Annotated in this window: 19 protein-coding genes; 6 read left to right on the forward strand and 13 right to left on the reverse strand. The window is 71.4% G+C overall.

From position 1 onward, the window contains the following. Position 1 precedes the first annotated feature (1 nt). From EIY87_RS19505 to EIY87_RS19525, 5 genes are all read right to left on the reverse strand, one after another. Complete coding sequence (locus EIY87_RS19505) at positions 2-550, reverse strand: NuoB/complex I 20 kDa subunit family protein (RefSeq protein ID WP_086678877.1); 549 nt, start codon at positions 548-550, stop codon at positions 2-4. Positions 551-554: 4 nt separating this feature from the next. Then, positions 555-974, reverse strand: a complete 420-nt coding sequence (locus tag EIY87_RS19510) for an NADH-quinone oxidoreductase subunit A (protein ID WP_125310189.1) — start codon at positions 972-974, stop codon at positions 555-557. A gap of 468 nt (positions 975-1,442) precedes the next feature. Next, positions 1,443-2,729, reverse strand: a complete 1,287-nt coding sequence (locus tag EIY87_RS19515) for a geranylgeranyl reductase family protein (protein WP_191984177.1) — start codon at positions 2,727-2,729, stop codon at positions 1,443-1,445. A gap of 10 nt (positions 2,730-2,739) precedes the next feature. Beyond that, entirely contained in the window at positions 2,740-3,429 is a 690-nt protein-coding gene (locus EIY87_RS19520; RefSeq protein ID WP_125310192.1) for a demethylmenaquinone methyltransferase, read from the reverse strand. A gap of 9 nt (positions 3,430-3,438) precedes the next feature. Continuing rightward, on the reverse strand, positions 3,439-4,038 hold the full coding sequence (locus EIY87_RS19525; RefSeq protein ID WP_125310194.1) for a DUF4386 domain-containing protein: 600 nt from the start codon (positions 4,036-4,038) through the stop codon (positions 3,439-3,441). A gap of 53 nt (positions 4,039-4,091) precedes the next feature. Between EIY87_RS19525 and EIY87_RS19530 the strand changes: the two genes are divergently transcribed. Beyond that, on the forward strand, positions 4,092-4,544 hold the full coding sequence (locus EIY87_RS19530; RefSeq protein ID WP_125310196.1) for a MarR family winged helix-turn-helix transcriptional regulator: 453 nt from the start codon (positions 4,092-4,094) through the stop codon (positions 4,542-4,544). Between the two features lie 3 nt (positions 4,545-4,547). Here EIY87_RS19530 and EIY87_RS19535 read toward each other — a convergent pair whose 3' ends face one another. Both EIY87_RS19535 and EIY87_RS19540 read right to left on the reverse strand, forming a co-directional pair. Beyond that, the gene (locus EIY87_RS19535) at positions 4,548-5,651 is read right to left on the reverse strand and encodes a glycosyltransferase (RefSeq protein WP_125310198.1); all 1,104 of its coding nucleotides are present in this window, start codon (positions 5,649-5,651) and stop codon (positions 4,548-4,550) included. 1 nt (position 5,652) lies between these two features. Then, a complete protein-coding gene (locus tag EIY87_RS19540; protein ID WP_318531895.1) occupies positions 5,653-6,723 on the reverse strand; it encodes a glycosyltransferase family 4 protein in 1,071 nt (356 codons plus the stop codon). Between the two features lie 177 nt (positions 6,724-6,900). Here EIY87_RS19540 and EIY87_RS19545 point away from each other — a divergent pair, with 177 nt between their 5' ends. Beyond that, the gene (locus EIY87_RS19545; RefSeq protein ID WP_125310201.1) at positions 6,901-7,737 is read left to right on the forward strand and encodes an inositol monophosphatase family protein; all 837 of its coding nucleotides are present in this window, start codon (positions 6,901-6,903) and stop codon (positions 7,735-7,737) included. A gap of 255 nt (positions 7,738-7,992) precedes the next feature. On the opposite strand, the gene EIY87_RS19550 is transcribed toward EIY87_RS19545, so the two are convergent. From EIY87_RS19550 to menD, 3 genes are all read right to left on the reverse strand, one after another. Next, complete coding sequence (locus EIY87_RS19550; RefSeq protein ID WP_125310203.1) at positions 7,993-8,433, reverse strand: DUF3592 domain-containing protein; 441 nt, start codon at positions 8,431-8,433, stop codon at positions 7,993-7,995. A 22-nt stretch (positions 8,434-8,455) separates the two neighbouring features. Next, entirely contained in the window at positions 8,456-9,967 is a 1,512-nt protein-coding gene (locus EIY87_RS19555) for a M1 family metallopeptidase (protein ID WP_125310205.1), read from the reverse strand. 117 nt (positions 9,968-10,084) lie between these two features. Then, positions 10,085-11,761 carry a 2-succinyl-5-enolpyruvyl-6-hydroxy-3-cyclohexene-1-carboxylic-acid synthase gene (gene menD / locus EIY87_RS19560; protein ID WP_191984179.1) on the reverse strand — a complete coding sequence of 559 codons (1,677 nt, stop codon included), beginning with the start codon at positions 11,759-11,761 and terminating at the stop codon, positions 10,085-10,087. A gap of 96 nt (positions 11,762-11,857) precedes the next feature. Between menD and EIY87_RS19565 the strand changes: the two genes are divergently transcribed. The 4 genes from EIY87_RS19565 to EIY87_RS19575 all read left to right on the forward strand — a co-directional run bounded on the left by EIY87_RS19565 (position 11,858) and on the right by EIY87_RS19575 (position 15,127). Next, positions 11,858-12,781, forward strand: coding sequence for a 1,4-dihydroxy-2-naphthoyl-CoA synthase (locus EIY87_RS19565; protein WP_125310207.1), 924 nt, complete (start codon positions 11,858-11,860; stop codon positions 12,779-12,781). A gap of 1 nt (position 12,782) precedes the next feature. Beyond that, positions 12,783-13,907 carry an o-succinylbenzoate--CoA ligase gene (gene menE, locus EIY87_RS19570; protein WP_191984190.1) on the forward strand — a complete coding sequence of 375 codons (1,125 nt, stop codon included), beginning with the start codon at positions 12,783-12,785 and terminating at the stop codon, positions 13,905-13,907. 51 nt (positions 13,908-13,958) lie between these two features. After that, a complete protein-coding gene (locus tag EIY87_RS48075) occupies positions 13,959-14,102 on the forward strand; it encodes a hypothetical protein (RefSeq protein WP_166640064.1) in 144 nt (47 codons plus the stop codon). 155 nt (positions 14,103-14,257) lie between these two features. Beyond that, positions 14,258-15,127, forward strand: coding sequence for a 1,4-dihydroxy-2-naphthoate polyprenyltransferase (locus tag EIY87_RS19575; protein WP_191984180.1), 870 nt, complete (start codon positions 14,258-14,260; stop codon positions 15,125-15,127). Here EIY87_RS19575 and EIY87_RS19580 read toward each other — a convergent pair. Genes EIY87_RS19580 through EIY87_RS19590 form a run of 3 tightly spaced genes read right to left on the reverse strand, consistent with a single transcriptional unit; the run spans position 15,124 to position 16,972 of the window. Beyond that, positions 15,124-16,203 carry an L-cysteine desulfhydrase Cds1 gene (locus tag EIY87_RS19580; protein WP_125310211.1) on the reverse strand — a complete coding sequence of 360 codons (1,080 nt, stop codon included), beginning with the start codon at positions 16,201-16,203 and terminating at the stop codon, positions 15,124-15,126. The genes EIY87_RS19575 and EIY87_RS19580 overlap by 4 nt on opposite strands. Then, entirely contained in the window at positions 16,200-16,487 is a 288-nt protein-coding gene (locus EIY87_RS19585; RefSeq protein WP_125310214.1) for a DUF4229 domain-containing protein, read from the reverse strand. The genes EIY87_RS19580 and EIY87_RS19585 overlap by 4 nt, the downstream gene beginning before the upstream one ends. A gap of 11 nt (positions 16,488-16,498) precedes the next feature. Further along, positions 16,499-16,972 (reverse strand): Lrp/AsnC family transcriptional regulator, encoded by a 474-nt coding sequence (locus tag EIY87_RS19590; RefSeq protein WP_191984181.1) that lies wholly within the window; start codon positions 16,970-16,972, stop codon positions 16,499-16,501. Positions 16,973-17,245: the final 273 nt, after the last annotated feature.

The following is a 17,245-nucleotide window of genomic DNA, read 5'->3' on the forward strand; positions in this document are numbered from 1 at the left end:
CTTACTTCTTCGCGTACTTGATCGACGACGCGACGAGCTCGGTGCGCGCCCCGCTGGCGGCGCGGATGGCGGCGCGGCGGGCGTTGATCGGCTCGTCCTGGATCTTGGCGTGCAGCTTGAGGATCGCGTCCAGCAGCATCTCCGGCCGCGGCGGGCAGCCGGGCAGGTACATGTCGACCGGCACGATGTGGTCGACGCCCTGGACCACGGCGTAGTTGTTGAACATGCCGCCGGAGGAGGCGCAGACGCCCATGGCGAGCACCCAGCGCGGCTCGGCCATCTGGTCGTAGATCTGGCGCAGGACCGGGGCCATCTTCTGCGTGACGCGCCCGGCGACGATCATCAGGTCGGCCTGCCGCGGCGTCGCGCTGAAGCGCTCCATGCCGAAGCGGGCGATGTCGTAGCGGGAACCGCCGACCGTCATCATCTCGATCGCGCAGCACGCGAGGCCGAAGGTCGCGGGCCACAGCGAGTTCTTGCGCGCCCAGTTGACGAGGCCTTCGAGGCTGGCCAGCAGGATGCCGTTGGGGAGTTTCTCTTCGAGGCCCATGGGTCTAGTTCCAATCCAGGCCGCCGCGCCGCCACACGTAGGCGTACGCGAAGCCGACCGTCGCGATGAACAGCAGGATCTCCACCAGGCCGAACGTGCCCAGCGCGTCCGCCTGCACGGCGAACGGGTAGAGGAAGACCATCTCGATGTCGAACAGGATGAACAGCATCGCGGTGATGTAGTAGGCCACCGGCATCCGCCCGGCGCCGACGAGCGGCTGCGGCGACGGCTCGATGCCGCACTCGTAGGCGGAGAGCTTGGCCTTGTTGTAGCGGCTGGGGCCGACGAGCGGGCCCAGCAGGACCGACAGCACGGCGAACGCCAGGGCCAGGACGAACAAGATCACGATGGGCAGGTAGGGCTTCAGGCTCGGGGCCTCTTGCGCCAGCTGCACCGTTTCGGTCCGGGTCAGCAACGTCAGCACGGGGTCTTCGCCATCCTTTCCGCGCCGCTGCGGTTGTGCTTGTGGTGGGGAACCGCTTGGCCTCGTCGGCACCCTAAGGGACCTGGGTCACACCGCCGAGGGTCAGGGTCTCCTTACGGCCCGTGGCTGGACCGGGATGTGCTTGTGAAATAGTTCACAAGCCACTCGTCGTGGATGTGAAGGGATTCACAAAGCATGGGGGGAGTCTAGGACGCGACTCACACTCTTGTCCCTAGGCCCCCGTGTTATAAGGGTGCCCTAAGTTCCGCCGCCATCGTTGTCACGACGCGATGACGTCGCCCGCGCGACCTGCGCTTAGGCGCTCCAAGATCGCTTCACGGCCGGACAATCCGGACGTCGGCGTGTGAGCTATCCCACTGACCGCACGGCCAACTTGCTAGGCCACTCGTGTGTCCGCGCGCGCACAAGCGTCGCTTTCACGTGAAAGCGACGCTTCGGAAACGGTAGTCAGCGGGGGCTGGGAGCGGCCTTCGCGAGGGCCGCGATCAGGCGGTCGACGCCGTCGCCGCCTTTGGCGTCGTAGCAGCCGGACAGGCCCTTGTAGACCAGCGGCAGCAGCTTGTTGATGCGCAGCCCGTACTTCGTGCAGGCGTGCATGATCTTCGGCTTGCCGATGATCTTCGCGAAGACGTTGCCCAGCTGGTAGTACCCGCCCATCAGCTCGCGCACCGCGCGCGGGTAGGCCTCCAGAGCACGCTCACGGGAGGGGCCTTCGCGCCGCGCAAGCGCTTGCACGACGACCTCCGCCGCGATCTGCGCGGACTCCATCGCCGCCGAGATGCCTTCGCCGTTGAACGGGCTGACCATGCCGCCCGCGTCGCCGAGGAGCAGGAGCCCATCGCGGTAGTGCGGGGTGCGGTTGAAACCCATCGGGAGGCCGGCGCCGCCGACCTTGCCGATCGCGTTCTCCTCGCGGTAGCCCCACTCCTCCGGCGTCCCGTCCAGCCACTGGCGCAGCAGCGCGCGGTAGTCGGTGTTCCGGAACGAGGCCGACGTCGAGAGCATGCCGAGGCCGACGTTCACCGTGCCGTCGCCGAGCGGGAACGCCCAGCCGTAGCCCGGCAGCAGCTTCGGGTCGCGCGGGTCGGAGCGGTCCCACAGCTCGAGGTGGCCCTCGATGAACGGGTCGTCGTGGCGCGGGCTCTTGTAGTACTGGCGCACGGCGACGCCCATCGGGCGCTTCTCGTTCTTCTGGATCCCGACGCTCAACGCGAGCCGCGCGGAGACGCCGTCGCAGGCCAGGACCAGCGGCGCGCGGTAGTGCACCGGCGTCTTCTCCGGGCCGACCTTCGCCTCGACGCCGATCACACGCCCGCTCGCGTTCGTGATCGCGCTGGTCACGGTGGTGCGCTCGTAGAGGCGCGCGCCCGCCTTGACCGCGAGCTTTGCGAGCAGGTCGTCGAAGTCGTGACGGGTGCGGGAAACGCCGTACGGCGGGTAGCTCGTGAGGTCCGGCCAGTCCAGCTCCAGAGTGAGGTCGCCGGTGAGGATCCGCAGGCCGCGGCTGTGCACCCAGCCGGCGTCCTCGCTGGTGTCGATGCCCAGGTCGATGAGCTGCTTGACGCCGCGCGGGGTCAGGCCGTCGCCGCAGACCTTCTCGCGCGGGAATTCGGTCTTCTCCAGCAGCAGGACGTCGACGCCCGCGCGCGCCAGGTAGGTGGCCACGGTGGATCCGGCGGGCCCGGCGCCGACGACGATGACTTCGGCGTCCTGGTCTGCGGTGCGACGACTCATGAACGCGAGTTTAGGCAGGCTTGCGGGCGCGGTGGATCGCCACGACCCCGAATGTGAGGTTCAACCACTCGACGTCGGCCCAGCCCGCGCTCGCGATGATCTCGCCGAGCGTGCGCTGGTCCGGCCACGCCAGCATCGATTCGGCCAGGTAGGAGTAGGCCTCGGGGTTGGACGACGTGCGCTTGCCGACCCAGGTCAGCAGCTTCAGCATGAACCGCCGGTGGATGAACCGGATCGGCGCGAACGGCGGCGTCGAGACCTCGCAGATCACCAGGCGGCCGCCCGGCTTGACCACGCGGGCGATCTCCGTGAGCGCGGCCTTCGTGTCGACGAAGTTGCGCAGCGCCAGGGAGATCGTCACGGCGTCGAAGCTGTCGTCGGCGAACGGCAGGTTGAGCGCGTCGGCCGCGACCATCGGCACGTTGCGGTGCTTGCCCGCGCGGAGCATACCGAACGAGAAGTCCGCCGCCAGGCACCAGGCGCCACCGCGGGCGTACTCGACGGTGGAGACCCCGGTGCCGGCGGCCAGGTCCAGGACCTTCTCGCCGCGGCGGGCGTCGAGCACGCGGGCGGTGGTGGTGCGCCAGCGCCGGTCGAAACCGAAGGTCATGAACGAGTTCGCCCGGTCGTACCCGGACGCGACGCCGTCGAACATCGCGGCGACTTCGTGCGGGTCCTTGTCCAGGCTTGCGCGTGACATGACTCGAATCTAGACAGTCGGGCGAAGCCCGTCCGTTGAGGGTGGCGGCGGGGCGGGGTCTGGGTAGTCGCGGCGCTTGACGAAGGTCGCGAGCACCAGCCAGACGAGCCCGCCGAAGCGCGCGACCGGGATCAACGGGTACAGCACGTCGGTCAGCATGCTCAGCGCCGAGAGCCCGGCCAGCGCGGCGACGACGTAGCCGGTGACCGCGAGCCACTTCGGCGTGTTGGCCGGTACCCCGGCGATCAGAAGCGCGAGCGGCACCGCGAACCCGAACGCGCCCGCGGCGAAGGCCAGCGAGGTGAACGGGCGGGCGACGTCCGGGTTCTGCGCGGCCGTCCAGGTGGCGAGGCCGCTCAGCAGGAGCGAGCCCGATGCGAGCAGGCCGCCCGCGTAGCCGAGTCGCGGCGGGCCGGCCGCTGCCGTCCACGTCGCGAGGGACAGCCCGGCGCCGAAGACGACGAGCGCCAGCAGCTGGACGAGCCCCTGGTGGGCGGCGTCGTAGGCGGTGACCTCGGCCGCGGACGAGTCCGGGCGGGTGCCGGTGGCGCCGAGGACTCCCCCGGCGACGGTGAACAGGGCGTAGGCGGTGATCGCGATTCGTTTCATGCCATAAACGATTACACTGGTGTAATCGATTGTCAACCGCTACGGTTCCGGACATGAACGGTTTCGGCAGCGCGTTCCTGCTGGCCCAGGTGGGCGCGCACGCGGCGCAGCGGTTCACCGAACGCATCGGCGAGCTGGACCTGACGCCGCCGCAGGCCGGGCTGCTGCGGCTGGTCGCGGCGCGGCCGGGGCAGAGCCAGCAGGCGATCGCGGCCCAGCTCGGCACACCGGCGACGCGGCTGGTCGCGCTGGTCGACGGCCTGGAGAAGCGCGGGCTGATCGAGCGCCGCCGCAACCCCGACGACCGGCGCCTCTACGCGGTCGAGCTGACCGAGGACGGCCGCGCGTTCATGGGCCGCGTCGCCCAGGCCGCGGCCGCCCACGACCGCGCGCTCACCGCGGCGCTGTCGGACGGCGAACGCGCGACCCTCCACGCCCTCCTGACCAAGATCGCCACCGACCAGGGCCTCACCCCCGGCGTCCACCCCGGCTACGCGAAGCCATGAGGGTCAGCGGAAGGCGGCGAGCATGCCGGCCACCGCGGCGGGCCAGGTGAACTGCTCCGCGCGGGCGCGGGCCGCCGCCCGGCGCAGTTCTTCGGGGCTGTCGAGGAGGTTCGTGACGGCCGAAGCGAACGCGGGCGCGTGGTCGTCGACCGCCGCGCCGCAGCCCGGGCCGACGATCTCCCGCAGCGCCGACGACGCCGACACCACCACCGGCGTCCCGGACGCCAGCGCCTCCAGCGCCGCCAGCCCGAACGTCTCGTGCGGGCCGGGCGCCAGGGAGACGTCCGCGCTGGCCAGCAGCCGCGCGACGTCGCCGCGGCCGGACAGGAACCCCAGGAACGTCACCGGCAGACCGCGCGCCCGGCGTTCCAGCGCCCGACGGCGGGGGCCGTCACCGGCCACCACCAGCCGCACCTTCACGCCGGCTTCGGTCAGCGAAGCGACGGTGTCCACGCTGCGCTCCACGTGCTTCTCCGGCGACAGCCGTCCACAGTGGACGAGCAGGGCGTCCGCGCCGTCCGCCAGGTCGGTGCGCCAGCCGTCGTCGCGCATGGCGGGCCGGAACGTCGCGAGGTCGACGCCGAGCGGCACCCGGTGGACGTTCGGGGCGTGGATCCGGTCGAACTCCGCACGCGCGAACGCCGTCGTGCAGACCACCGCGTCGTAGCTTTCGGCCATCCGCCGGTTCGCGACGTCGGCGACGCGGCGCGCGACCGGCTCGGGCAGCAGGAACTGCTCCAGCAGCCGGTCGAGGCGCTCGTGCGAGATGACCGTGCTGGGGACGCCGTGCCGCCGCGCCCAGCCACCCATCCCGCGCAGCGTCAGCCGGTCCGACACCTCCAGCCGGTCCGGCTCGAGTCTTCGCAGCACCGCCCGGACGCGGTGCGGGTCGACCGCGCGATACCCGCCGGTGCCCGGGATCCTGGGCGCGGGCAGGGAAAACCGCCGCACGCCGGTCGGCAGGACCTCGTCGGCGTACCGGGTGCCGGGCACGACGAGCGTCACCTCGTGGCCGCTCGCGACGTATCCCGCGCCGAGGTGGTGCAGCGCCGTGCGGAGGCCGCCCGAGCGCGGCCCGTAGAAGTTCGCGAGCTGGACGATGTGCATGTCAGGCCGCGCGGACGGCCCGGCCCCGCACGGCTTCGTAGTGCCCCACGAGCTCGTGGCAGACGGCGGGCCAGGTCCGGCCGAGCACGACCTTGCGCGCCTTCTCGCCGAGCCTCGCCCGCAGCGCCGCGTCCCGCAGCGCGTCGACCTTCTCGACCAGCGCCGGGCCGAAACCCTCGCGGTCGGCGGGCAGCAGGTAGCCGGTGCGGCCGGGCAGGACGAGGTCCTTCGGGCCGCCCGCGTCCGGGGCGAGCACGGGCAGGCCGGACGCCATCGCCTCCTGCACCGCCTGGCAGAACGTCTCGTGCGGTCCCGTGTGGACGAAGACGTCGAAGCTCGCGTACGCCTTGGAGAGGTCGTCGCCGTACTTCGCGCCGAGGAAGGCGGCGCCGGGCAGCTGTTCTTTCAGGTTTTCGAGTTCGGGTCCGTCGCCGACGACGACCACGCGGATGCCCGGCACCCCGGCCAGCGCGGCCAGCCGGTCGACCTCCTTTTCGGGTGCCAGCCTGCCGACGAACCCGACGAGCAGCTCGCCGTCCGGCGCCAGCTCGGTCCGCAGCGCCGGGTCGGCGTGCGACGGCGAGAAGCGGTCGATGTCGACGCCCCGCGCCCACCGGTGCACGCGCGGGACGCCGTGCAGCTCCAGCTGCGCGACCGAGTCGCTGGACGGCGCGAGGGTCCGGTCGGCCCGCGAGTGCAGCCGCCGCACCCACCGCCAGGCGGCGCGCGCGGCGATGCCGAAGCCGTACGCGGCGGCGAACCCGGCGATGTCGGTCTGGTAGACGGCGATCGACGGCACGCGCAGCCGCCGCGCCGCCGCGAGCCCTCTAGCGCCGACGACGAACGGCGACGCCAGGTGCACGACGTCCGGCCCGAACGCGCTGAGCGCGTTCAGCACGGTGCGCGTCGGCACGCCGATCGGCAGGGAGCTGACCCCGGGGAAGTCCAGCGCGGGGATCCGGACGACCGGGGCGCCGCGGTAGGAGTCCGGGCCGGGCCCGGGCGCGATGATCAGCACGTCGTGCGCGCGTTCGCGCAGGTGCTCGACGACCCGCAGGACGGAGTTGGTCACGCCGTTCACCTGGGGCAGGAAACTTTCGGTGACTATGGCGACTCGCACGTCTTGGACGATCGCACCCGATACTGGCGACCGCGTGACACGGCGGCCAACGCTGCCGGAACAGATCGGCTACGACATGTCATCTCAAGGTCGTGTCCTGGAAACCACGGGGGCCCAGACTAAGCAGGCATGACCCTCTTGTCCTCCCGGCCGCCGCGGCCCGTCGAGCCCGGCCTGCTGTCGAGGGCGCTCGAAGTGGCCGGACGGCTGGCCAACGACGCCACCGACGTGATCACCGCGACCGCCGGCCGCGGCGCCCACCCGTCGACGCTGGACTCGCCGTTCGACTGGGTCACCGACACCGACCGCATCCTGGAGCGCCACACGCGCCGCGTCCTGACGGCGGAGTTCCCGGGCATCCCGGTGGTCGGCCACGAGTTCGGCGCGGACCACGGGGCGGACGTCGCGGAGTACCGCTGGGTGGTCGACTCGGTCGACGGGACGGCGAACTACGTGGCCGGCGTGCCCTGGTGCGCGTACAGCCTGGCGCTGGTGGACGAGGCCGGACCGGTGGTGGGGGTGGTCGCGGACCCGTACCGCGCCCAGATCTACGCCGCGGCGCGCGGACGAGGGGCCCGCGCGAACGGCAAACCGGTCCGCCTCACGGACCGCTGCGTGACGGCGGGCGCGCTGGTCTGTACGGAGTTCGCGAGGAAGGGCCCGTGGCCGGGCATGGGCGGCTTCATCGAGCGAGCCGCGGCAGCCCACGCGGGCGTCCGGGTCCTGGGCTCGGCAGCGCTGTCGATCGCCCAGGTGGCCCTGGGCCACGCGGCAGCGGCGGTGTTGCACAGCTACCACGAGTGGGACGTGGCGGGCTCGGTCGCGATGGCGATCGAGGCGGGCGCGGTGGTGCTGGACAAGCACGGCGAGGACACGGCGTTGCCGACGGACGGCCTCCTGGTGGCGGCACCGGGGGTAGCGGACGAGGTGCTGGGCTGGTGGCAGGAGACCGCCCACGCAGGCTGAGACGTAATGAACGACCCTTTCATGTCATCAGACGACATGAAAGGGTCGTTCATTACACCGGCAGCCCGGCAGCGGCTCCGCCGACGTCCTGAATGACTCATTCAGGTCTTCGGAGGTCCTGAATGACTCATTCAAGACACCACAAGTCGAACCGATCAGGCGTAGCTTTCACGTGAAAGCGACACCCGCCCTAGACCTCCCCCGCCCCTCGTCCCAGCCGCAGTCAGCACCGGAGCCCGAGGAGCCGGGAAGATCTCAGGCAGCGGGAACAGCGGCCCGCTTCCCCACCCGCCGAATCCACCAAAGCAACGGCCCCGCCACCAACCAAGTGAAAAACACAAAACTCCCCAACGGCAGCAACGTCAACGCAGCCGACCGCCCAGCCACCCGAGCCAGCTCCGGATCAGACGCGTCGTACTCGATCCGAACCAGCTGCCCCGCCGCCAGCCCGTCCGGGTACAACACCCCATTGGCCGGACTGTGCACAATCCCATCCGGCGTCTCGAAGTGGATGATCGTCCGATCGAACGCCACCGAGTCGACCGTCGCCGTCGCCGTACCTAGCTGAGCGGAGATCGCACCGTCGTTCCGGATCGCCGCGAACAGCAAGCAGACGCACATCACGGTGAGCAGCGAGGCGACGCCGAGGGTGGCCCACCACCCGACGCGCCTCGCCCGCTCACCTCTCGTGCTCACGCCGCGAGCGTAGCGGTCCCGCTCAGTGCGCGTGTTCGGCGGCGAGAATCCGGTGGTTCGCCTGGATCTGGTCGTACGACCGGGGCTTCGCCGGAGCAGCGAAGCGGGAAACCGCGGCCGCGCCGTTCGGGCCCACCGCAGGCTTCCCAGCCGTGTACAGCCACGTCTGGAACAGGTCGTGCAGCGGCTTGCCCGAGATCTTCTCCGCCAGCGCGATGAAGTCGAGGATCCGCCCGTCCGACCCGCCCCGCTGGACCTGCCACGCCTTCAAAATGGCGAAGAACGCCTCGTCGCCGACCGCGGTCCGCAGCGCCTGCAGCGTCAGCGCGCCGCGGTCGTACACGGCGTTGTCGAACTGGTTGTCCGCGCCCGGGTCGGCCGGGACGAGCTTCCACAGGTCGGCGTCGGCTGCGTTGGAGTCGTAGGTGTACTGCGCCAGCTCGGCGACCGTGCCCTCGCCCTCGTGCTCCGACCACAGCCACTCGGCGTAGGACGCGAAGCCCTCGTTCAGCCAGATGTCGCTCCAGCGGCCGAGGGAGACGTTGTCGCCGAACCACTGGTGCGCGTTCTCGTGCGCGATCAGCGTCGTGTTGGAACCCGCGCGGAAGTTGCGGGCGCCGTAGGTCGGCCGGGTCTGGTTCTCCAGGGAGAACGTGATGCCGCTGGTGACGACGCCGCCCTCGGCCTCGAACGGGTACGGGCCGAACTGGGTGGCCAGGAACTCGTTGATCTCCGGCGTCCGCTCGACGCTCGCCTTCGCCGCGTACAGCGAGTCGCCGAGGTCGGCGCCGTACGCGGTGACGAACGGCTTACCGTCCGGCGTCGTGGACTGGACCAGCTCGTACTTGCCGACGATGAACGACGTCAGGTAGGTCGCCTGCGGCTTGGTGCTGCGCCACTGCCAGCGGGTCCAGCCGGCCCGGCTCTTCGTGGTGCGCACGAGCGAGCCGTTGGAGATGGCAACGTTGTCGTCCGGGGCTTCGATCGAGACGTCGTAGGTCGCCTTGTCGGTCGGGTGGTCGTTGGCCGGGAACCACCACGCCGAACTCTGCGGCTCGTCGATGCCCAGCGCGCCGAACGCCCCCTTCTTCCAGGCGTTGAGGCCGTCCACCTTTTCGGTCGAGGGCGTGTCCGAGTACGCCACGACGACGGTGGCGGTCTGGCCCTTGAGCAGCGGCTGCGCCGGGGTGACGACGAGCTCGCCGTTGCCGGTCTGGTTCGTGAACTGCGCCGGGCGGTTGTTCACGCGCACGCTCGACGCCTTCAGCGCGAAGTCGAGGTCGAACCGCGAGAGGTCCTGCGTCGCGGTGAGCAGCAGCGTGGTGGTGCCGGCCAGCACGTCGGTCGCGGGCTGGTAGCTCAGGCGGATGTCGTAGTGGAGCACGTCCGTGCCGCCGTTGCCGGCGTTCGGGTAGTACGCGTCACCGACGCCGGGGGCACCGGGTGACGGGGCCGCACTGGCGGTACCGGCGAGCAGCACCGAGGCGACCCCGGCCGCGAGCACACCGAGGCCGGTGCGAGTTCTTGCACGCATTCGAATCCCTCCAACGGGTGAGGTTCAGCGCGCTCGAACGTAGCCAGCCAACGGGGTGCCAGGTACCGGCGAAGGAAGGTTCTTACCTCCTGGGACCGGGCCCGGAAACCGGTTGACTCAGGCCGGGGAAACCGCCGCGGACACGGCCGCGCGCAGGCGGGCGTGCAGGTCGCGGTGCCGGGCCCGGTCGACCCGCACCTCGACGACCCGCAGGCCCGGCGCGGGGGCCAGCGCGGCCCGGAACTCCGTGAGCGTCTCCGCCACGACGTGCGGGACCCGGTAGCCGGCGCACAGGGCGCCCAGGTCGGCGCCGTGCGGGGTGCCGAAGACGCGCTCGAAGCTCGCCGAGTGCTCCGGCGCGCCCTGCTCCAGCAGCGAGAAGATGCCGCCGCCGTCGTCGTTGAGCACCACGATCGTCAGGTCCGGGCGCTGCTCGGCCGGCCCGGTCAGCAGGCCGGACGCGTCGTGCAGGAACGTCAGGTCGCCCAGCAGCGCGTACGACGGGCCGCGGTGGACGTACGCGGCGCCGATCGCGGTGGACACCGTGCCGTCGATGCCCGCGACGCCGCGGTTGCGGTGCACCAGGACGTCCGGGCGCAGCCGGCCCGCCAGCGCCACGTCCCGGGTCGGGTTGGACGAGCCCACGACCAGCAGCGAGTCCGGCGGCAGCGCGTCCACCAGCTCGGTCGCCACGCGCAGCCCGCTCGGCCACGGCTCCTCGGCCAGCGTCGCGGCCACGGCGGACGCGGCCGCCTCGTCGGCGCGGCGCCAGCTCGCCAGCCACTCCGGGTCGGCGGGCTTGGTCGGCTCGTCGAACCACTGCCCGACCTGCCGGACGTTGTGCGCGGGCGCCGGCCAGTCCGAATCCGGCCGGACCAGCAGCACCTCCACCGACGCGTCCGAGAGGACCTTCTGGATCTGCCGGAACACCGTCGGGCGGCCGAGGCAGAGCACCTGCTCCGGCTTGTGCCGCGAAATGAACTCCTCCACGCCCAGCAGCCACGCGCCGGACGAGATCGCCGTGCCGCCGGACAGCCCGATCCCGCCGGTCTCCGAAATCACCGGCCAGCCGTGCTGCTCGGCCCACTCACTGGCCGCCTGGACGCCGGTGTCGCACGCGATCACCAGGCCGTGCCGCGCCGACGGCACCACGAACGACGGCAACGCGCCGAAGTCCGGCAGCTCGGTCCACCGGGAGCCGTCGGGACGGCCGTCCAGGGACTCGTACCACTCGCCGTCGTCGTCCACGTCGGGCACCAGCGGCTCGCGGAACGGGATGTTCAGGTGCACCGGCCCGCAGCGCCACTCGCCGTAGGCGGCGTTCCACGCCCGGCAGATCTGGCTGCGCCAGTACGAGTTCTGCCCGGCCCGCCGTTCGGCCACGGCCAGCTCGTCGAAGTACCGGACGGCGTCGCCGTAGAGCTGGTGCTGGTCGATGACCTGCGACGCCCCCGCCGCGCGCAGCTCCGGCGGCCGGTCGGCGGTCAGCACGATCAGCGGGACACCCGCGCGGTCGGCCTCCAGGACCGCCGGGTGGAAGTTCGCGGCCGCGGTCCCGGACGTGCAGAGCACGGCCACCGGGCGGCCGGTGCGGGCGGCGATGCCGAGGGCGAGGAACGCGGCGCCGCGCTCGTCGATGCGGACGTGGAGCTGCAGCTTCCCGGCCGCCGCCGCGTCGTACAGCGCGATGGACAGCGGCGCGTTGCGGGAGCCCGGGCAGAGGACGACGTGCGAAACGGTGTTGCGGACGAGTTCGTCGACGATCACCCTGGCCTGCGCGGTGGAAGGGTTCACCGGCAGGCCTCGCATCCATCGACTGTGTTCAATGCCGCCTCCGCGGGAGGGAGTACGTCGGCGGTAGATGTGTCCACAGGTCCTATTCTCCCAAACGTGGATGACGCCCGAGTTTCCGAGCTGTTCGACCCCGCCGCGTGGACCGAGGTCGAAGGTTTCGCCTTCACCGACATCACCTACCACCGCTCCGCTGAGAGCCGCGGCGGCAAACGCGTCGTACGCGTCGCGTTCGACCGCCCGGAGGTCCGCAACGCCTTCCGCCCGCACACCGTCGACGAGCTCTACCGGGCGCTCGACCACGCCCGGATGAGCTCGGACGTCGGCTGCGTCCTGCTCACCGGCAACGGCCCCTCGCCCAAGGACGGCGGGTGGGCGTTCTGCTCCGGTGGTGACCAGCGTATTCGCGGACGCTCCGGCTATCAGTACGCGAGCGGCGAGACCTCCGACACGGTGGACCCCGCGCAGGCAGGCCGGCTGCACATCCTCGAGGTCCAGCGGCTGATCCGGTTCCTGCCGAAACCCGTGATCGCGGTCGTCCCCGGCTGGGCCGCGGGCGGCGGGCACTCCCTGCACGTGGTGTGCGATCTCACCCTCGCCTCCGCCGAGCACGCCAAGTTCAAGCAGACCGACGCCGACGTCGGCTCGTTCGACGCCGGCTACGGCTCGGCCTACCTGGCCAAGATGGTCGGGCAGAAGTTCGCCCGCGAGATCTTCTTCCTCGGCCGCGAGTACTCCGCCGAGCAGATGCACCACATGGGCGCGGTCAACGCCGTCGTCCCGCACGCCGACCTCGAAAAAGAGGCACTGGACTGGGCGTGGACGATCGTCGGCAAGTCGCCGACGGCGCAGCGGATGCTCAAGTACGCGTTCAACCTCACCGACGACGGCATGGTCGGCCAGCAGCTGTTCGCCGGCGAGACCACCCGTCTGGCCTACATGCAGGACGAAGCCGTCGAAGGCCGCGACGCGTTCCTGCAGAAGCGCGACCCCGACTTCAAGGACGTCCCCTATTACTACTGAGCTGCTCCCGATCCCCCTCGACGGCTCCCCCGAGGCCCTCGAGACCCTGCGGCGCGCGGTCGCGGACGCCCTCGACGGCGGCCCGGCCGTGCTGCCGTACACCGACCGGGCGCTGCGGGACGCGATGGCCCCGGGTGAGCCCGCCGAGCCGGAGACGGCCGTGGTCATCGCCACCTCCGGCTCGACCGGCGCGCCGAAGGGCGTGCTGCTCTCGGCCCGCGCGCTGACCGCGTCCGCCGAGGCCACCCACGCAAGGCTCGGCGGCCCCGGCCAGTGGCTGCTGGCCACCCCCGCCCACTACATCGGCGGGCTCCAAGTCCTGGTCAGGTCCATGCTGGCGGGCACCACCCCGGTGTTCCTGACCGGCACCGGCTTCCGCCCGGACGACTTCGCCGCCGCGGCCGCGCAGCTCACCGGCGGCCCCCGCTACACCGCGCTGGTCCCCACCCAGCTGGTCCGCCTCCTCGACGACGGCGGCGCCGGGCTCGCCGCGGCCCGCACCTTCGACGCGATCGTCCTGGGTGCGGCCGCGACCACGCCGGCACTGCGGGAACGCGCCGCCGAGGCCGGGGTCCGGATCGTGCCCGCCTACGGGATGAGCGAGACCGCCAGCGGCTGCGTCTACGACGGCGTCCCCCTCGACGGCGTCCACGTCGACCTCGCCGACGGGCGGATCCGCATCGCCGGTGCCGTCCTCGCCCACGGCTACCGGCTCCGCCCCGACCTCACCGCGGACGCGTTCGCCGACGGCTGGTTCACCACCTCCGACCGCGGGATCCGCCACGACGACGGCCGGATCGAAGTTCTCGGCCGCGCCGACGACATGATCAACACCGGCGGCGTGAAGGTCTCGGCGAACGCGATCGAACGCGTGCTGTGCGCGCAGCCCGGCGTCCGCGACGCCTGCGTGGTCGGCGTGGCGGACCCGGAGTGGGGCGAGGCCGTGGTCGCGCTGGTCGTCCCGGCAGGTGAGCCGGGTGACCTGCGTGCGGCGGTCCGCGCGGAACTCGGGCCCGCCTCGACCCCCAAACGCATCGAATTCGGCGCCGAGCTGCCCCTGCGCGGGCCGGGAAAGATCGACCGGGCGGCGGTGAAGACCCGGCTCCAGCCGGGTTCGCACGGCTGAATGGCGGCACTTCGTTGACATTCACGGCCTGCGCACGCTTGGCTACCCACCATGACGCGCTGGTTTCGTACCGCTCTGATCAGCACCGCCGTCGCCCTGGGGGTCCTCCTTCCCGCGGGCGCGGCGCTGGCCGACGGCCCCGCCGTGGACCCGAACAGCGGCCAGCTCACCTGGCAGCTGCCCCCGACCGACTGAGCCCCGGGTCCGCCCGGCGGGCACCGCGCCAACCCCTCGATGGCGCGGGTCCCGCCGGGCTGAGTCCACCGTGCTCCCGCCACCTTGCGCGAACCTTGCGCAGGGCTTGACCGGGTTCTCGCCGGTCACTGATCGACATGGCGTTGAATGGCGCCATGGCTTCAGTGAGCGAGTGGATCGAGGGGGCCCGCCCGCGGACGCTGCCCAACGCGGTGGCGCCGGTGGTGGCGGGGGTCGGCGCGGCGATCGCGCTGGAGGCGTTTTCGTGGTGGCGTTCGGTGCTGGCGCTGCTGGTCTCGCTCTCGCTGATCGTCGGCGTCAACTACGCCAACGACTACTCCGACGGCATCCGCGGCACGGACGAGAACCGCGTCGGGCCGCTGCGGCTGGTCGGCTCGGGGGTGGCCGCGCCGAAGGCCGTGCTGACCGCCGCGCTGGTCTCGCTGGGCCTGGCCGGGGTGCTGGGGCTCGTGCTGGTGGTCACCAGTGGGCACTGGTGGCTGCTGGTGATGGGCGCGCTGTGCATCCTCGGCGCCTGGTTCTACACCGGTGGCAAGAAGCCCTACGGCTACTACGGCTTCGGCGAGATCGCCGTGTTCGTGTTCTTCGGGCTGGCCGGCGTGCTCGGCACGGTGTACGTCCAGGCGGGCCGGGTCAGCTGGGCCGCGCTGGCGTGCGCGGTGGCGGTCGGGTCGTTCTCGACGGCGGTCCTGACGGCCAACAACCTGCGCGACATCCCGACCGACATCGAGTCCGGCAAGCGCACCCTGGCCACCCGCCTCGGCGACGGCGGCACCCGGCGGCTGTACCTGGTGCTGATCACGGTGCCGTACGTGCTGAGCGTGGTACTGGGGATCTTCCACCCGCTGCTGCTGATCACGCTCGTGACCGCGCCCCTGCTGCTGAAGTCGGTCCGCGCGGTGGGCGGCGGGCAGCGGGGGCGGGCGCTGATCCCCGCGCTGCGGGACACCGGCCTGGCGATGCTCGCCTGGGCCGTGCTCGCCGCCGTGGCGCTGGGCTTCTAACCCTCCGGGACGAAGAACTTCCCGGTCGTCAGGAACTCCTCGAACAACGCCGTGTGCGGCGCCAGGTCCAGGCCCTGCCGGTCCAGCCACTCGTCGTTGTAGTACGTGTGCGCGTACCGCTCGCCGCCGTCGCAGAGGAGCGTCACGACGCTGCCCGCCTGGCCGTCCTCGACCATCCGCGAGATGAGCCGGAAGGCGCCGTAGAGGTTGGTGCCGGTCGAGCCGCCCGCCCAGTGGCCGGTGCGCTCGCGCAGCAGGCGGATGGCCGCCAGGGAGCCCGCGTCGGGGATCCGGAACATCTCGTCGATGACGCCGGGCACGAACGACGGCTCGCAGCGCGGGCGCCCGATGCCTTCGATCCGCGACGGCATGCCGGTGGCGTAGTCGAGCGCGCCGGTTTCCCAGGCGCCGTAGAACGACGAGTTCTCCGGGTCGACCACGCAGATCTTCGTGGTGTGGCGCTTGTAGCGGACGTACCGGCCGAAGGTCGCGCTCGTGCCGCCGGTGCCCGCGCCGACCACGATCCACGCCGGCACCGGGTGGCGTTCCGAGCGCATCTGCGCGAACACCGACTCGGCGATGTTGTTGTTGCCGCGCCAGTCCGTCGCGCGCTCGGCGTAGGTGAACTGGTCGAGGTAGTGCCCGCCGCACTCGGCCGCGAGGCGCTCGGCCTCGGGGTACATGGCCGGGGCTTCGTCGACGTAGTGGCACTCGCCGCCGTAGAACTCGATCAGCGCGATCTTCTCCCGGGACGTGCGCCGCGGCACGACCGTGATGAAGCGCAGCCCGAGCATCCGGGCGAAGTAGGCCTCGGACACCGCGGTCGAGCCGCTGGAGGCCTCGACCAGCACGGTGTCCGGCCCGATCTGGCCGTTGACCAGCCCGTACAGGAACAGCGACCGGGCCAGCCGATGCTTCAGCGAGCCGGTCGGGTGGACGGACTCGTCCTTGAGGTAGAGGTCGATGCCCCACTCCGGGGGCAGCGGGAAGACGTGCAGGTGCGTGTCGGCGCTGCGGTTGGCGTCGGCTTCGATGATCCGGACGGCTTCGCGGACCCAGCTGCGGCTGTGGCTCATTCCGGCTGCCCGGCCGAGTCGCCGCGGAGCTGCGCACGCAGCTGGGCACGGGCCCGGGCGCGCTTCTCGTTGCGCTTCGCCAGGCCGGCCGTGACCCGGGCGTTGAGGCCGCGGAACAGCAGCAGGCCCAGCGGGAGCCCGACGACCAGGCCGATGAGCAGCGCCACCAGCAGCGGCACGCCGGCCAGGGACAGGCCCCAGGCGATCACGCCGACCAGCACGAACCGCGCCAGCAGGTACAGCGTCAGGTCACGCGGCAGGTTTCCGGCCTTCTCGTCGCTCACACCGAAGCAGGCTACGCCCCGCCGGACCGGTCCTTCTGCAGGCCCGCGTTGTTCGGGCGGCCCTCGAACCGCGTCGAGAGCACGACCGTGGTGTTCGTCCGCCCGACGCCGGGGATGCGGCGGAGCCGGCCCAGGGTCCGCTCCAGCTCGTCGACGGTCGGCACGCGCACCTTGACGACGAACGCCTCGTCACCCGCGACGGCGTAGCAGCTCTCGACCTCGTCGAGCTCGCCGAGCGCCTGGGCGACGTCGTCCTCGGTCGCGGTGTCGGTGGGATGGATGCCGACGAGGGCGGTGACGCCGAGCCCGACCGAGCTCGGGTCGACGACCGCGTGGTAGCCGGTGATCACGCCGGCGGCTTCCAGCTTGCCCACCCGCTCGTGCACCGATGACGCGGACAGCCCGACGGCCCGCCCGAGGTCGGCGTAGGTGGCCCGTCCGTTGATGCGCAACGCCGCGATGATCTTCCGGTCCAACTGATCCACGGGGATCACTCTATGCGGTTGGACAATCCCCCATTGGCACCACACCTCGCCGCCGGTGACCGGCAGCGACGGCGTTTCCGCACGTCGCGTCACGGAACAATAAGTTGCAGACCGTAAACAAACTGTCCGTTTTGACCTTTAAGGGCTCTTTACTCTTGGACAACCGTTCGAGTACCTGACGGGTGAAGTGCAACGATTGCCGTGTTGGCTACCCCGGCGCGACGGGCAGAAGGGCCCGGATGCCTCCGGTATAGCAGTGAGTTCGTTAAGGAG

This window comes from Amycolatopsis eburnea (genome assembly GCF_003937945.1).
In the GTDB taxonomy this organism is placed as follows: domain Bacteria; phylum Actinomycetota; class Actinomycetes; order Mycobacteriales; family Pseudonocardiaceae; genus Amycolatopsis; species Amycolatopsis eburnea.

Coding starts and splice junctions, on each gene's coding strand:
- EIY87_RS19505 (WP_086678877.1), bottom strand. CDS start 550: ATGGGCCTCGAAGAGAAACTCCCCAACGGCATCCTGCTGGCCAGCCTC.
- EIY87_RS19515 (WP_191984177.1), bottom strand. CDS start 2,729: ATGAGTCGTCGCACCGCAGACCAGGACGCCGAAGTCATCGTCGTCGGC.
- EIY87_RS19520 (WP_125310192.1), bottom strand. CDS start 3,429: ATGTCACGCGCAAGCCTGGACAAGGACCCGCACGAAGTCGCCGCGATG.
- EIY87_RS19525 (WP_125310194.1), bottom strand. CDS start 4,038: ATGAAACGAATCGCGATCACCGCCTACGCCCTGTTCACCGTCGCCGGG.
- EIY87_RS19530 (WP_125310196.1), top strand. CDS start 4,092: ATGAACGGTTTCGGCAGCGCGTTCCTGCTGGCCCAGGTGGGCGCGCAC.
- EIY87_RS19535 (WP_125310198.1), bottom strand. CDS start 5,651: ATGCACATCGTCCAGCTCGCGAACTTCTACGGGCCGCGCTCGGGCGGC.
- EIY87_RS19545 (WP_125310201.1), top strand. CDS start 6,901: ATGACCCTCTTGTCCTCCCGGCCGCCGCGGCCCGTCGAGCCCGGCCTG.
- EIY87_RS19555 (WP_125310205.1), bottom strand. CDS start 9,967: ATGCGTGCAAGAACTCGCACCGGCCTCGGTGTGCTCGCGGCCGGGGTC.
- EIY87_RS48075 (WP_166640064.1), top strand. CDS start 13,959: ATGACGCGCTGGTTTCGTACCGCTCTGATCAGCACCGCCGTCGCCCTG.
- EIY87_RS19575 (WP_191984180.1), top strand. CDS start 14,258: ATGGCTTCAGTGAGCGAGTGGATCGAGGGGGCCCGCCCGCGGACGCTG.
- EIY87_RS19580 (WP_125310211.1), bottom strand. CDS start 16,203: ATGAGCCACAGCCGCAGCTGGGTCCGCGAAGCCGTCCGGATCATCGAA.